This is a genomic window from Mucilaginibacter sp. GW821-FHT07H05, assembly GCF_059418485.1.
In genome coordinates, this window is sequence record NZ_JBWKPY010000009.1 from 292122 (window position 1) to 307733 (window position 15612).

General features: G+C 46.0%; 17 protein-coding genes. All 17 read right to left on the reverse strand.

Annotated features, from left to right (window positions below; translation table 11 throughout):
* Positions 1-162: 162 nt before the first annotated feature.
* On the reverse strand, positions 163-750 hold the full coding sequence (hisIE, locus tag AC07M6_RS23195) for a bifunctional phosphoribosyl-AMP cyclohydrolase/phosphoribosyl-ATP diphosphatase HisIE (protein WP_494893640.1): 588 nt from the start codon (positions 748-750) through the stop codon (positions 163-165).
* Positions 741-1253: a GNAT family N-acetyltransferase gene (locus AC07M6_RS23200; RefSeq protein WP_494893642.1), complete on the reverse strand. Its 513-nt coding sequence runs from the start codon at positions 1251-1253 to the stop codon at positions 741-743. The genes hisIE and AC07M6_RS23200 overlap by 10 nt, the downstream gene beginning before the upstream one ends.
* 5 nt (positions 1254-1258) lie before the next feature.
* Entirely contained in the window at positions 1259-1669 is a 411-nt protein-coding gene (locus tag AC07M6_RS23205) for a hypothetical protein (RefSeq protein WP_494893644.1), read from the reverse strand.
* 95 nt (positions 1670-1764) lie between these two features.
* Positions 1765-2907: an imidazole glycerol phosphate synthase subunit HisF gene (gene hisF, locus AC07M6_RS23210; protein ID WP_494893646.1), complete on the reverse strand. Its 1143-nt coding sequence runs from the start codon at positions 2905-2907 to the stop codon at positions 1765-1767.
* 41 nt (positions 2908-2948) lie between these two features.
* Positions 2949-3698 (reverse strand): 1-(5-phosphoribosyl)-5-[(5-phosphoribosylamino)methylideneamino]imidazole-4-carboxamide isomerase, encoded by a 750-nt coding sequence (locus AC07M6_RS23215; protein ID WP_494893648.1) that lies wholly within the window; start codon positions 3696-3698, stop codon positions 2949-2951.
* Positions 3699-3700: 2 nt separating this feature from the next.
* Entirely contained in the window at positions 3701-4348 is a 648-nt protein-coding gene (gene hisH / locus AC07M6_RS23220) for an imidazole glycerol phosphate synthase subunit HisH (protein WP_494893650.1), read from the reverse strand.
* A 43-nt stretch (positions 4349-4391) separates the two neighbouring features.
* Positions 4392-5543 (reverse strand): bifunctional histidinol-phosphatase/imidazoleglycerol-phosphate dehydratase HisB, encoded by a 1152-nt coding sequence (hisB, locus tag AC07M6_RS23225; protein ID WP_494893652.1) that lies wholly within the window; start codon positions 5541-5543, stop codon positions 4392-4394.
* Positions 5540-6586, reverse strand: a complete 1047-nt coding sequence (gene hisC, locus AC07M6_RS23230; protein WP_494893654.1) for a histidinol-phosphate transaminase — start codon at positions 6584-6586, stop codon at positions 5540-5542. The genes hisB and hisC overlap by 4 nt, the downstream gene beginning before the upstream one ends.
* Before the next feature lies 1 nt (position 6587).
* Positions 6588-7283 (reverse strand): hypothetical protein, encoded by a 696-nt coding sequence (locus tag AC07M6_RS23235; protein WP_494893656.1) that lies wholly within the window; start codon positions 7281-7283, stop codon positions 6588-6590.
* On the reverse strand, positions 7270-8568 hold the full coding sequence (gene hisD / locus AC07M6_RS23240) for a histidinol dehydrogenase (protein ID WP_494893658.1): 1299 nt from the start codon (positions 8566-8568) through the stop codon (positions 7270-7272). Before hisD ends, AC07M6_RS23235 begins: the two co-directional genes overlap by 14 nt.
* 88 nt (positions 8569-8656) lie before the next feature.
* Complete coding sequence (gene hisG, locus AC07M6_RS23245) at positions 8657-9508, reverse strand: ATP phosphoribosyltransferase (protein ID WP_494893660.1); 852 nt, start codon at positions 9506-9508, stop codon at positions 8657-8659.
* 523 nt (positions 9509-10031) lie between these two features.
* Positions 10032-11588: a glycosyltransferase family protein gene (locus AC07M6_RS23250; RefSeq protein ID WP_494893662.1), complete on the reverse strand. Its 1557-nt coding sequence runs from the start codon at positions 11586-11588 to the stop codon at positions 10032-10034.
* Between the two features lie 73 nt (positions 11589-11661).
* Positions 11662-12153 carry a D-glycero-alpha-D-manno-heptose-1,7-bisphosphate 7-phosphatase gene (locus AC07M6_RS23255; protein ID WP_494893664.1) on the reverse strand — a complete coding sequence of 164 codons (492 nt, stop codon included), beginning with the start codon at positions 12151-12153 and terminating at the stop codon, positions 11662-11664.
* A 59-nt stretch (positions 12154-12212) separates the two neighbouring features.
* Positions 12213-13469, reverse strand: a complete 1257-nt coding sequence (locus AC07M6_RS23260; RefSeq protein ID WP_494893666.1) for an aspartate kinase — start codon at positions 13467-13469, stop codon at positions 12213-12215.
* Positions 13470-14270, reverse strand: a complete 801-nt coding sequence (locus AC07M6_RS23265; protein WP_494893668.1) for a DUF3298 and DUF4163 domain-containing protein — start codon at positions 14268-14270, stop codon at positions 13470-13472.
* A 56-nt stretch (positions 14271-14326) separates the two neighbouring features.
* Positions 14327-14797 (reverse strand): GNAT family N-acetyltransferase, encoded by a 471-nt coding sequence (locus AC07M6_RS23270; RefSeq protein ID WP_494893670.1) that lies wholly within the window; start codon positions 14795-14797, stop codon positions 14327-14329.
* A 120-nt stretch (positions 14798-14917) separates the two neighbouring features.
* Positions 14918-15607, reverse strand: a complete 690-nt coding sequence (locus tag AC07M6_RS23275; protein ID WP_494893672.1) for a YggS family pyridoxal phosphate-dependent enzyme — start codon at positions 15605-15607, stop codon at positions 14918-14920.
* Positions 15608-15612 lie beyond the last annotated feature (5 nt).

The window sequence follows — 15612 nt, forward strand, 5'->3', positions numbered from 1 at the left end:
GGAGAAATCTTATACGATTTACCCATCGCGCGTATAAGATTTCTCTTTCGCACTCGCCCACAGTTCCTTCCCCGGCTCTATCGAAATGACATGGTGGTTTTAACGTCATCCATACCTTTAAAATCCCCGCCGGAATTTGATACCTCGGAATGACGGGTGTGGTTACTTGTGCCGACTTTCTAAATTCCTGGCAATAGTCTCCAACGTTAGTCCCTTCTCGCGCAGCAGTACCAGCAGGTGAAACACCAGATCGGATGCCTCATTGATCAGGTCTGTTTCTGTTTCGGCCAGCGCGGCTATTACGGTTTCAACGCCTTCTTCGCCTACTTTTTGGGCTATCTTATTCAAGCCTTTACTGCGCAATTTGTTCACGTACGATCCTTCTACCGGGTTATCGTAACGGTCGGCAATGATCTGCTCCAGCTGTAATATAAAGTTGTGGTTATATTCTGTATTAAAGCAGCTGCGCGAACCTGTATGACAGGTAGGGCCATCAGCCTTTACCTTGATCAGGATGGTATCGTTATCGCAATCAACAAACGTATCCTTTACGTGCAGAAAGTTATTGCTGGTCTCGCCCTTGGTCCACAAGCGGTTTTTTGAGCGGGAGTAAAAAGTAACCACCTTTTCGGTCTGTGTTTTATCCCAGGCTTCCTGGTTCATATAGCCCAGCATCAGCACCTCAAGCGTTTGCTCGTCCTGTATCACAACGGGGACTAAGCCGCCGGTTTTATCAAAATCTATTTCCATTCGTCTTTTGTAATGGCATAAACAACGCCCGGGTGGCAACCGCAGTCGTCGTTATGCGAATATGTTAATCCTAACTTTTTAAATACGTTGATAGACGGGGCATTATCCGTCATGGCCTTGCCGATGATCCTGTCCAACCCTAACTTTTTAAAGCCATAATCTAAACTTGCCCTGGCTGCCTCGGTGGCATAGCCCATGCCGCGGTAGCGTTTTAACAGGCGGTAACCCAAATCAACTTCGTGGGTATCGGCCAGATACTTTATGCCGCACCAGCCTATGTATTCGCCGGTTTGCTTGACGAATACGCTCAGGCGGCCCATCTGGAATTTTTCATACTGATCGTAGGCTGTGATAAAAGCCTCCGCATCCGCAATTGTTTTAAAGGGCGCATCGCCGGTAAACCTTATCACATCGGCGTCCTGATACAGCTCAAACATGCCCGGCGCATCATCAATATGAAACGGGCGCATGATCAGTCTTTCGGTTTCCAGTTGTAACGACATGTTATTTAAATATCTTTCCGTTTTAAATCTTTTTCAATAATTAAAGAGGTTAACATTTCTTTTGATGTTTTCCAGCCCTCATTTGTATCATAGTCGTAAGAGTATCCCGATTGTTCATCATCCCATTTTTCTCTTTTTCTTGATTGATATGCCGTATTATATTCGCCATTTTTAATGTTTAAAAAATGATGAAAAGCATCTACACCAATTGAACCTGATAAACATTTATAAGTATCTAATTTGTCATAACAAAAAGACTTGAAATCTTTTTCAGAAAGTACATGTCTATACTGTCTATGAAAATTTTCATCATCGGTTATAAGAAGCGGTTGAACTTCTCTGATATTATCGAAATCATTAACAACTGTAGAATGGTAATAGGATAACGCAATATCGCGGGTTAGTAGTTTTTCCATTATTACATCCGGATATCTCAACGATTGTTCCGATCTGTCGAAGTAAGCTATGTAATAATGACGTTCTAAACTCATTTAATAAAGTATTTTAAAGCTTATCTTACTTCTATATTCCTGCTTCTTAATTCCTGCTTCAAATCCGGTATCAATATCTCGCCATAGTGAAAAACCGAAGCTGCCAAAGCCGCATCTACATTGGTTTTTTCAAACACATCTACAAAATGCGCCACCGAACCTGCCCCGCCCGATGCGATAACCGGGATATGCACGGCATCGTTCACTATTTTCAGCAGTTTGTTATCAAAACCGGCCTTGGTGCCATCATGGTCCATAGAGGTGAGCAATATCTCGCCCGCACCACGACTTTCGGCTTCCAGGATCCAGTTCAGCGTTTCTTTTTCAGTTGGGATGCGGCCGCCGTTTAGGTGGACAATATTATTAACACCATCAAAACGGGTATCTACGGCTACCACTACAAACTGTACCCCAAAGGCACGGGCTAATTCATCAATTAAAGCCGGTGTACGCACCGCGGCCGAGTTGATGGAGATCTTATCCGCCCCGGCATTTAAAAGCGCCTCAGCGTCCGCTATTTCGTTTATACCACCACCTATCGTAAAGGGGATGTTAATCTGCCGGGCTACGGCCTTCACCAGTTCTATCATGGTCTTGCGACGCTCGTGCGTGGCGGTGATATCCAAAAACACCAGTTCGTCCGCGCCCTGCTGCGAGTAATTCCAGGCCAGTTCTACCGGGTCGCCGGCATCGCGCAGATCAACAAAGTTGACGCCTTTTACCGTGCGGCCATCCTTAACGTCGAGGCAGGGGATAATGCGTTTTGCTAAACCAGAGCCCCCCGGCCCCCTAAAGGGGGAGTTAGTATGTATATTGAAGATGTCGTCCAAAACCTTTTCCAGTTGATTGTAAACTTGTTCGTTTGAAAATCGAAGTACCCGTATGCCTTGATTTTCCAAATATATTTGTCTTTCTAAGTCGTTTGCTGCAATGTCAGGCCTGTTATGTATCCCGCCGTCAAGTTCTATAACCAACTTGAGCTTGTGGCAATAAAAGTCCGCTATGTAAGAACTTATTGGGTGTTGCCGGCGAAATTTTAAACCTAAGTCGTTCCCTTTTAAGTACCCCCAAAGTAACTGTTCGGCATCCGTCATGTTATTCCGTAATGCCTGTGCATTTCGAAATATAAGGTGGTTTGCACCCATAAACATTTGCTTTTTCATGATTTAGGTTCTTCTACTCCCCCTTTAGGGGGCTGGGGGGCTTAAATTGATATCAATGCTTTCAAATTCCAGTTCTGCACTTCTTCAATAGTAATCCGGCCTTCATATATCGCCTTGCCAACCACGCATGATTCCACTTTGATCTGGCTCAACTGTTCAATATCATCCATTGACGATACACCGCCCGATGCGATGAGCTTAATAAAGGGCGAATGGTCCAGCAGTTTGTTGTATAGTTCGATACCGGCGCCGCCCAGTTTACCGTCCTTATTAATGTCGGTACACAAGAAGCGGAAGAAGCCTAAGGCCAGGCATTTATCCACATAATCCATTAATTTAATGGGCGAGCTTTCCATCCAGCCCGAGTATTTAATCACTTCGTCCAATACATCGATAGCAATTACTATCCTGTCGGCGTAGCCGGCCATGCCCGAAAAAGCTTTGCTCAGATCGGCCAAAAAGCTGGGATTGGTAATGGCCTGTGTACCCACAATAACCCGGTGGATACCGGCATCAAGCAATTCCTTTACTTTTTCGATACTGCGGATACCGCCTCCGTATTGCACCTTCATATCGGTCTTACGGATCACGTTAAACAGGTATTCCTGGTTGCTGAAATCGTTTTTTGCGCCGTTAAGGTCGATAACGTGAATGAAATTGGTGCCATTTGAATGATATTTTTCGATCATTTCCTCCAGCGTAACATCGTATTTGGTTACCTGCTCGTAGTCGCCCTCACGCAGGCGCACTACTTTTTTATCTAAAATATCAATGGCGGGAATAATGTACATGATTATAGTTTTGAAAAATTAGTTAACAGGGTTTCCCCGTATATGCCGGATTTCTCCGGGTGAAATTGCACCCCATAAAAATTATCCCGCCAAATTGATGCCGAAAATTTTAAACTGTAATCAGTTGAGGCTAAAGTGTATGCTTTGTTATACTCAATAAAGTATGAATGTACGAAGTAAAAGTGTGTACCGTCCGGAATATTTTGAAATAGCGGGTTATCCGTTTCGGCATGCACCCGGTTCCAGCCCGTATGGGGGACTTTATACTGATCGCTGTCGCCGAATTTTAAAGTCTTTACCGGGATGATGTTCAGCAGGTCGGCGTCGCCTTCCTCGGAGTGGGCGGTAAGTAACTGCATGCCTACGCAAATGCCCAAAGTTGGTTTTGTTAACGCCTGTATGTTTGGCACCAGTCCGGTTGCCATTAGCTTGTTCATGGCTGCGCCGGCGTGGCCTACACCCGGGATAATATAGCGATCGTACTGCTCAAAATCTTCGGGCTTATTGATCATGCCATAACTAATCCCTAACCGGTTAAGCGCCGATGTTAAAGAAAAAATATTGCCTGCTCCGTATTGGACTATGCCAACCCCCCCGCCCCCTAAAGGGGGAGTAGAAGTTGTAACTGTACCTGAGTTGTTTTTATCCATATCCTTATTTCTGTTCCCCCTTCAGGGGGTTAGGGGGCTCTGCTTAAAGCACCCCTTTAGTACTCGGTAAAACCATGTTATTTACATCGCGCTTTACGGCCATTTTAATGGCTTTGGCAAAGGCTTTAAATATCGCTTCAATTTTGTGGTGCTCGTTTTGGCCCTCGGCTTTGATATTGAGGTTACACTTAGCGGCATCGCTGAATGATTTAAAGAAATGGTAAAACATCTCCGTCGGCATTTCGCCTACCTTTTCGCGCTTAAATTCGGCATCCCAAACTATCCAGTTGCGGCCGCCAAAATCAATGGCTACCTGCGCCAGGCAATCATCCATCGGCAGGCAAAAACCGTAACGTTCAATGCCCCGCTTATCGCCCAGAGCTTTGGCAAACAGCTCGCCTAAGGCAATGCCGGTATCTTCAATAGTATGATGCTCGTCGATATGCAGATCGCCCTTCGCGGTAATGTCCAAATCGATACTACCGTGGCGGGCGATCTGATCCAGCATGTGATCGAAAAAATGCAGACCCGTGCTGATCTTCGCATTGCCTTTACCATCCAGGTTAATGCGGATATCGATATCGGTTTCTTTAGTCGTCCGGCGGTGTGCCGCTACACGCTCGCCCACCTTTAAAAACTCGTAGATCTGCTGCCAGTCGATTGTTTGCAGGGCAATCGTGTCTTTCAGGTCGTTCTCAAAATTCTTGTCTTCAAACTCATGGCCGCCTAAATTGCTGTTATTGTTTAGCCAGATGGCCTTAGCGCCTAAGTTTCTGCCCAGTAACACGTCATTCTTGCGGTCGCCAATGGTGTACGAGTTTTTCAGATCGTACTTTTCGGTATCGAAGTATTGGGTTAACAAAGCCGTGCCCGGTTTGCGGGTAGGGGCATTATCGGCAGGCCAGGTACGGTCAACCACCACGTTGCTGAAATGCACACCCTCGTTGGCAAAAGTTTTCAGTACAAAATTCTGCACCGGGAAAAAGGTATCCTCGGGGTAAGATGCCGTGCCCAGGCCATCCTGATTGGTGACCATTACCAGTTCAAAATCCAGTTCGGCTGCTATTTTGGGCAGGTATTGCAGGGCTTTGGGGTAAAACTCCAGCTTATCAAACGAGTCTATCTGTTCATCGGCAGGCTCGGTGATCAGAGTGCCATCTCGGTCGATAAACAGGATGCGTTTCAACGTATTCATTTAAAGTTTTGTAAAGTGTCTATCAGTTTAACATTCTCTTCGGGCGTACCAACGGTAATGCGCAGGGCGCCTTCGCAAAGCTCTACCTTAGTCCTGTTGCGTACAATAATACCATTTTGTACCAGGTAATTGTAAATTCCGTTAGCATCTGTGGTTTTAACCAGTATAAAATTGGCATCAGATGGGTAAATATCCAGCACAAAATCAAAATTCTTCAGTTGAAGTACCAGTTTGTCCCGCTCGGTTAAGGTTTCTTTTATCCAGGCGTTTACCTGGTCGATATTTTGCAAGGCTTCTAAAGCCAAAGTTTGCGATGCATCGTTCATGTTATAAGGCGGCTTTACCTTGTTCATCACTTCGATGATCTCTTCGCTGGCAAAGGCCATGCCTACGCGCAGACCGGCCAGGCCCCAGGCTTTTGACAAAGTTTGCAGCACCACCAGGTTAGCATACTCGGTCAACTCCTGTATAAAACTTTTTTGGCGACTGAAATTAATGTAAGCTTCGTCCACAATTACCAGTCCGTTAAAGTTGGCCAGCAGGGTTTCCACATCTTCGCGGTGCATGGAGTTACCGGTAGGGTTATTGGGCGAGCAGATCCAGATAAGTTTGGTATGCTCATCAATATGCGTGGCAATGGCTTCCAGGTCAAGCTGGTAATCTTCGGTCAGCGGTACGCGTCGCAGCGCGATATCATTGATATTGGCCGATACCTCGTACATGCCATAGGTTGGCGGCACGATGATCACATTATCAACCCCCGGGTTGCAAAAGCTGCGGTACAGGATATCGATCGCCTCGTCGCTGCCGTTGCCTAAAAAAATATTGCGGGGTGGTACGCCTTTAATCTCGCTCAGGCGTTTTTTAACGGCGTACTGCAAGGGATCGGGATAGCGGTTGTATGCTTTATCCAGCGGCGAGCCGTAAGCGTTCTCGTTGGCATCTAAATAAACGCTGGCCTCGCCCTTAAACTCATCACGTGCAGACGAGTAGGGGGTAAGGTTTTTGATATTGGGTCGAAGTATTTTATTTAAATCAAACATATTAATTGTAAGGCTTAAAGTCTTTTGTGAATTTTTTTACTTTGCCATTGCCCCCTTTAAAATAAATAGTGTCTTTTTTTAAATATGGGTTTTGGAAATAACCACTGTCATCTGTCTCTAAAACATCGTCAAATAAATAATGACTTTGTATTTCTTTTGTATTTGGATCAAATTTGGCGGCGGATAATTTTACTGTACCTACGCTATCAACTTTAATTAGCTGCCAGTAGTATATTTTGTTATCAATAACCCAAGGTGAAGAAAAATAGTTATCAAAATCAGGAATAAGACTGCTTAATTTTATTTTCTTATTACCATTAATCAAAGCATAATCGCCAAAACTAAGCGCCGGGGATCCAGAACTGACTTCATTAGGATCAATATTTTTTATAACTGTTTGGCACAAATAAGTATTTGCTGATGTTTTTAACATGCCGAATCCCAGGTCTATAGTGTCTATTATTTCTGATTTTTTTACAATAGCGTACAATCCACCCATTGGGCCATCAGAAAATCCACCTGTGTCGATTACAGTATAATCCTCATTTAAACTATATGGCTTGAAGGTTGGCTTTGGATGATTTTTGACAGTACTCATCGTAGTATTTACTTTCGTACTATCGGTAACAATTTTCTTACTCTTTCCGACACAACCGGTAAGGATAATTAAACAAGTGATATAACTAAAGATTTTCATTGTTACTTAGTCTGATAGTCACCGCATTCCCATGCGCGTGCAGGCCTTCCATCTCCGCCAAAATCTCCACCGTCGGGCCTATGTTTTGGATCCCCTCCGGTGTGATATGCTGGAAGGTGATCTTCTTCACAAACGAATCGACCGACACGCCCGAATAGGCCCTTGCATAAGCGCTGGTAGGCAGGGTATGGTTGGTGCCCGATGCATAGTCGCCCACACTTTCGGGCGTTAAATTCCCCAGGAATACCGAGCCCGCATTAATGATGCTTCCGCTAATCTGTTGCCAGTTTTCGGTAGCCAGTATCAGGTGCTCGGGGGCGTATGTATTACTAAAAGTTATGGCCTCGTTTAAGTCCTTCACCAGTACGGCATATGAGTTGGCCATGGCCTGTCCGGCTATCTCGGCTCGCGGCAAAACGCTCAGTTGTTTCTCCACTTCCGCTATCGCATCAATTAAAATTTTACTTGAGGTAGAAACTAAAATCGACTGAGAATCAACTCCATGCTCTGCCTGTGCTAATAGATCAGCAGCGATATATGACGATTTGGCAGTATCATCCGCAATCACTAAAACCTCGGATGGCCCGGCCGGCATATCGATGGCCGTGGTGGTTGCAGACTGGATAATGGTTTTGGCTTTGGTGACAAACTGGTTGCCCGGCCCAAAGATCTTATCCACCTTTGCGATGCTTTCCGTACCGTAAGCCATGGCCGCGATGGCCTGCGCCCCGCCTGCCAGATAGATGCGCCGGATACCCAGCAGCCCGGCTACATAGGCAATAAAGGCGTTCACCTTTCCGCTTTTTTGCGGGGGCGAACAAACCACAATTTCATGGCAGCCGGCAATCCGCGCGGGGATGCCCAGCATCAGGAAAGTGCTCGGTAAAACGGCCGATCCGCCGGGGATATACAGGCCCACTTTTTCAATAGGCCGCACCTCGCGCCAGCAGGTTACGCCGGGCATGGTCTCTACCTTGTCTTCGGGCCTTACCTGTGTTTGGTGGAATTTGTAAATGTTGTTGTAAGCCGTTTCTAAAGCCGCCTTTTGCTCAGCCGATAAGGTTGACGCCAGTTCGGCCAGTTCGGCCTGATCCAAATACAGTTTGTCCAGCTCTACCTTATCAAACTTTTTGGCGTAGTCTATCAGTGCGGCATCGCCATGCTCCTGCACATGGCCAATGATCTCTTCAACAACGGTACGGATTTCGTTAGCCGGGTCAACATTGCGTTGTACCAGTTTGGCGATATCGGCCAAATTCAAGTCTGAATAATTGTATATTTTCATAACACCAACTCAAGCCCCCCGGGCCCCCTGAAGGGGGAGCTATTATTCGAAACCTTTGTTCCCCCTTTAGGGGGTTAGGGGGCTTCGCTTAAAGTATTATCTTCTCAATCGGCATGACCACAATGCCCTGCGCGCCAGCTTGTTTCAGCTGACTGATCCTGTCCCAAAAGTCGCGCTCAGGGATTACGGTGTGTACCGCTACCCAGCCTTCCTCGGCCAATGGCACTACCGACGGACTTTTTACGCCCGGCAGCAGTTTCAGGATATCCTGTAAGCTTGCCGACGGCGCGTTCAGTACCACGTATTTGGTCTCCTTAGCCCGCAATACCGATTGAATGCGTTGTATCAACTCCTGTACCAAAAGCTCGTTCTCGCTGCCCTTACGGCCTATCAGCACCGCCTCGCTGCTCATCACATCGCCGAAAGGCTTCAGGCCGTTGCTTTTTAAAGTACCGCCGGTTGATACCAGGTCGCATATCGCATCGCTTAAACCCAATCCCGGCGAAATTTCTACCGAGCCGGATATGGTGCGTATATCGGCATTGATTTGATTCTTCTGCAAAAACTTGCCCAAAATTACGGGATAAGTAGTGGCAATAGAACGGTTGTTGAGATCAGCAAGGGTTTGGATGTCCGAATGCGTAGGCACGGCCAGTTTTAACGAACATTTGCCGAAGCCCAGTTTTTGCAGGTAGCTTACCACCACCTCCGTTTCCTGGATCACGTTTTCGCCTACTATGCCCAGGTCGGCAATGCCATCCTGTACGTATTCGGGGATATCATCATCGCGCAGGAAAAGTATTTCCAGCGGAAAATTAGATACGGGCGATATCAGCGAGCTTTTATAATTCTCGAAATTCAGACCGCAATTTTTCAGTAATTCAACAGATTTTTCGTTGAGCCGACCCGATTTCTGGATCGCTATTTTAAGTGTTTTCAAAAGGGATTGTTTTTAATAAAACTATAATGAGTACAAACGAGGGTTGTTATTTCGCGTAGAAACATACATTTATCTGATCACCACAACGTGGTGATGGTGCAGATGGAAATGTAATTTGTAACCGTTCATTTTTTTATAGCCTTACGGGAAGGTGCCGCAAATATAGACAGATATTTATAAAAACAAAAGCCGATTGAAAATAATATACCTTTTTAGTAGAGTATATGCTGTTGTCGTGTTTTAACCACAGAGGGCACGGAGGGTTTTCACAGAGGACACAGAGATGGGTACTCTCTTTGATAATAAGTAAGTCTCTGTGCTCTCTGTGGTTAAATTCTTGAAAATGAGCGTTCAGTATTTCATAGCAGCCGGTAGCCCCGCTTTCCACTCCAAGTCCTCATTCCGCTGCGCTGCATTCCGGGCTTTCCATTTCAATCGGGTTTAGGTTGAACGGTTGCAATTTGGGTTATACAAAATCCGAAATCGAAAATTCGAATTTCGAAATCATTCCCCCTTCAGGGGGTTAGGGGGTATCACATACATACACCGCCCCATCTGTAAAATCATATAACCGGGTCAGCGTTTTATGCTGCTGGATATCTTTTATGCTGACCAGTTCGGCGCTTTCCAGCTTTTTAAAATCGATAATATAAAAGCGCTTTTGCTGGTACAGTTTCGCTACATCCTTAGCAAAAAACTTATGCGGCAACAGGGTGCTATGCATGCCGGTAAACATATACACCGCTTCGTCGGCATCGCTATAGATGGGATAACCGGGTTTAAAAATGTGCTGGTGTTTTTTCAGGAAAACAATAAAGTCCGATTTATTCCAGTCGTCGTCCGTATAGCCGGGGATGCCGTATTCGCGAAAAGCATCCCAGGTTTCCAGGTCTACCTTTAATATTTTGTATTCAAAGGCCAGCATAGCCAGCACAAAGGGGATAGCCAGCAACCATTTTTTACCGAACCTGATATATTTGATCAGATCGGGCACCCAGCAGGTGAACGATAGCAGCAGCGGGATAAACATAGGCGACAGTAAACGGCTGTTCATCCGCTCAAAACGGGAGATGCTGGCAATAATGAGGATAAACAAACCATAAACCAGCGTAAAGCAGATGATGATATTCTCGTAACTATTGAGGTGGTGTTGGGCGGTGCGCACAATCAACAAGGTGGCCAGGCCAACAATCACAATAACCGCGAAGGCCACCGCGATAGGGTCGAGTTTAGGCGGCAAGCCGGCCCAGTCCAGTATCACGGTACCGAAGTAATACAGGTTTTCGGTAAACGGTGTGATGGATGGCTCGCGCGTGCCGGTGCTTAACCCGGTAGACAGGCGGTTTAAGATCAAATTACCCACTAGTAGCGAAATGCCGATAGCCCCGAAAGCGAGCAGATGAATGATCTTCTTTTTGATGATCAGCCTGCCATCTACTAATATCAATAAACCGCCGGTAGCTATAACGGTAACCCCCGCATAACGGGTAATACAACAAATAGCGGCCACAATACCCACAGTAATTAAAGCTTTGGTGCTGTGCGTTTGCAGGTATTGATAATAAGCGATGATAAACAGCAGGATCTCCAGGATAAACAAGGTTTCCGACCACAGGTACATGTAAATCTCCAGCAGGGCCGGGCTCAATATCACGGCAATCAGTATCAGCCATTTATAAACAATGGAAGGCGCTTTAAATTTAGTAGTGAGCCAGCCTGTAGTATAAATGGTGGCGGCAAACAGCAGCCCGTTAATTACAGGCCCGGCGCTCACCGGATCCGTACCGCCTGAAAGGAAAATGCAAATGCTTAAAAAGAAAGGGTAAAATACCGGGAAAAACGTTAGCGGATGATTATTAAAAGTAAGGAGCGAAAAATGATCGTGTATGTTCTGCGCTGTGCTGGCATACATAATGGAATCGGGTGAGATACCTATGCCGCTATATTTAGCAAACATGTGAATGATATAATAGCCAATTAGGGCGGCTATCAGGCAATCAATGTTACCCAAAAAGCCCCCCAACCCCCTAAAGGGGGAGTTGGTTTCGGATTTCGGATTTTTAATTTCGGATTTACTCATATTATACATTCATCTGCGCATCTGCATATTCGCACATCTGCATATTAACTCCCCCTTCAGGGGGCCGGGGGGCCTACGCTATCAAATCCAGCACTGTGCTTATCGGCTGGTCGCTGTCTATTAATATTCCGGTTACCCCGGCGGCGGTGCCGGCAATTACGTCGCGCTCGCGGTCGCCAATAAAGTAGGAGCGGGCCGGGTCTATATTGTATTTTTCAATACCTTTTAACAGCAGGCCGGGTTTGGGTTTGCGGCAATCGCAGTCGCCGGTAAAATTGGGGTGGTGCGGGCAGTAAAAAAAGTCGGTTAACTCTACGCCATGTTCCTGGTAGGCGTCCTTTAATAAATGGTGCATCTTGCCTAACTCATCCTCGCTATACCAGCCTTTGGCCAGGCCGCCCTGGTTAGTAGCTACAATGAGTAAGTAGCCGCGGTTTTGCAATTCCTTCAGGGCGTCAAAATTATCAAGGATATGGAAATCCTCTACTTTGCATACATAGTCGCCCATTTCCTGGTTTAAAACCCCGTCCCTGTCTAAAAAAACCGCTTTATTTTTATCCGGCATTATATTTTGTTTTGGTGTAAAGATAGTAAAACCAATTTTTAACCCGATGGCACGGCCATTTACTTCACTACCATCTGCGCTGTGTTACGACTAATCTGTTCCAGCAGCACCGTTTTACCGGCAACCAATTCGCGCAGGGCGCTTTGCTGATAATGGCGCATGGTATACAAGGTAAGGTTGCTGTTGTACTTTACCTTAAAATCCTGTCTCAGGTCGGCCAGCAGGCTGATAAAGCGTTCCTCGTAAACATCAAAGCAAACGCTGAAGCTCAGGGCCGATGTTTGCATGATATTGATATGCACATGGTTTTTGGCAAACAGGCGGAAGATATCGCTCAGGTGATCTTCGGATATAAAAGAATAATCCTTAGCCGAAACCGATAGCAGCGTTTGGCCTTGCTTTACAATAATGATAGGTTTGCTGAATTGATGATCGGCCGATTCTTTAATGATGGTACCCGATCCTTGCGGATCGTTAAAAGGCTTAACCAGCAGCGGGATGCCCGCGTTTTGCAGCGGCTTAATGGTTTTGGGGTGGATCACGGTGGCGCCGTAATAGGTCATCTCGATAGCCTCGTTATAGGTCAGCTCGTCAAATTTGATAGTATCCTTAAACAGTTTAGGGTCGGCGTTCAGGATGCCGGGGACATCCTTCCAGGTAGTTACCGATTCGGCTTTCAGGCAAGCCGCGAATATAGCCGCCGTGTAATCAGAACCTTCGCGGCCAAGGGTAGTAGTAAAGTTTTCGGATGTGCCGCCTAAAAACCCCTGGGTAACTACCACGCCTTTTTGCAGCAGGGCAGGGATCTCTTTTTGGATAACGGCGCAGGTTTTGTCCATATCCACCTGGCCTTCGCGATAGGTGTTATCGGTATGGATATAGCCCCGCACATCCAGCCAGGTACTGTTAATGCCAAAGTGGTTTAAATAAGCGCTGACAATACGGGTAGCGGCCAGTTCGCCAATGGAGACGATCTGGTCGTAAATAAAATCGTAATCATCATGCGGCTCATCTTCCAGCATCCAGTCTATCTCCACAAATGTATTGTTCAGTTCGATGTACAGCGGGTCTTCGTTGCCCACCAGCTGGTTAACAATATCATAGTGATACTGCTTTATTTCGTCAAACAACTCATGTATGTCGCTATCCTGGTTAACATAGGCCCGGGTGAGTTTTTCCAGCGCGTTGGTGATTTTGCCCATGGCCGATACTACAATAAGCATTTGCTTACCCGCGTTTAATTGTACAATATTGGCGAGATTTTTCACTCCCCTGGCATCCTTAACCGATGCCCCTCCGAATTTATAGACCAGCATTTATTGATGATATTGTGAAACGACCGTATTTGGCCGCAATAGGGTTTTTATTTCTGCGTAAGGTATAAATAATTCTGTTTTACCGGCAGCATAGGGTTTTATCTCGTATTCGTTATAAATAAACCGCAGGCCAATTGGCGTAATGGCAAAATTATCGTTCAGGGCGAATTTATCTTTAGCAAAAAAGTAGTTGGTTTTTAAGGGTTCGGTATCGCCCAGGTTCTCCTGCTTGCGAAATATCTTTTCGGCTACCGAATCAAGCGCGGGCTGGTAATTATCTATCAGGATATCATTTAGTTTAATATATCTCTGTGCTTTGGCGTTCCAGTTAATAAGGGCGGTAAGGCTGCTGCCGTGCGCCCCGCCCTGGAAACTGTAACCCGATATTTGCAGGGTAACCAGCGCCGAATCCTGCCGCAATACGGTAGCTGTGGTTTGCAGGGTGTAGATCATCTTGTAGTTGCGGTTAACCATTTCCTGCTGATAGGCTTTCATAAACCTGTCGGCAAATTGCTTAAAGCTGGTATCGGCCCTTTTATATACCCCAAACAGGGTAGCGGTGCGGTGCCGGACGGTATCGTTAAAAGCCGGCTGACCGGCAAACACGGGGTATTTAAACTGTACTACGGTACAACTGCTATCGGGTTTGGTACCGCAATCGGCGGCACGTTGCTTAAAGGTTTTATATTGGTATAGTAAAGTATCCTTAAAGATATCAGGCCTGGTTTTACCAGGCTTATCCCACGAGCAGGACGCGATGATAGTAAGCAGCGCGATCAGTAAAAAAAAGCAGTACTTCATGTTTAAATGTTTGATGGTACAGATTAATACATTTTTACCGCCCGTTTGTTGTGCCGTTAACCTTTAAATGCAGCCAGCTGTTCTTTTGATAACGATGCGTTGAGCCATCCCGCTTCAATACCAGCCTCGTATTTGTTATAAAATTTAATGGCCGGCTCGTTCCAGTCAAGCACCTGCCAGGTCATGCCGTTAAAGCCCAGTTCCTGCGCTTCCTGCACAATGCGGTTAAACAGCAGTTTCCCCGCGCCTTTGCCCCGGTAACTTTCCGTAACGATCAGGTCTTCCAGGTAAAGCCGCTGCCCCTTCCAGGTCGAATAGCGGATATAATACAAAGCCATACCAATAATAACGCCGTTATCTTCGGCTACAAAGGTTTTCCATACCGGTTTGCTGCCAAAGCCGGCCTCTTCAAACTCGGCCAGGGTTACGGTAACCTGCTCTGGCGCAAGTTCAAATACCGCCAGTTCGTGGATGAGTTCCATCAAACGGGGGCAATCTTCTTTTTTAGCTACTCTTAAATTAATCATTGGGTCATTGAGTCATTACGCTACGCTGTCATTTGCTTCGCGTCATTAAGTCATTATTCATTTGCACATCTGCATATACACACATCTGCACATTTACTCCCCCTTCAGGGGGTAGGGGGGCTAATTGCTCTTCCAGTGTTTCACCACCCTTGCTCCAAACACCGTACTCCCTAAGCGCACCATCGTGCTGCCGTGTTCCATTGCCAGTTTATAATCGCTGGACATACCCATGGACAGTTCGTCAAAACTATCTTCCTTACGGAAAAAGCTCAACTTAATACCATCAAAAAAGGTATCCAACTCGTAAAACTCGTCTTTTAACTGTCTTTGGTTATCGGTGTTGGTGGCGATCCCCATCAATCCGCGGATGCGGATGTTTTTTAGTTCGCTGTATTCGGGCGATCTTAACAGTTCTATGGCCTCGTCAAAGCTTAGCCCAAACTTGGTTTCCTCGTCGGCAATGTAGATTTGCAGCAGGCAGTCTATCACCCGGTTATTTTTCAGCGCTTGCTTATTGATCTCCTGCAGCAGTTTTAAACTATCAACCGAATGGATCAGGGTGATAAAGGGCGCAATGTATTTTACCTTGTTACTTTGCAGGTGGCCGATCAGGTGCCACTCAATATCTTTAGGCAGGGCTTCGTATTTCTCTACCAGTTCCTGCACCTGGTTTTCGCCGAAGATGCGCTGACCGGCATTGTAGGCCTCCTGGATATCTTCAACCGGTTTAGTCTTAGAAACTACTACCAGTGTAACGTTATTCAGGTCTGTTTCTCTTTTTAATGCTATTATATTATCTGCAATACTCATTTATC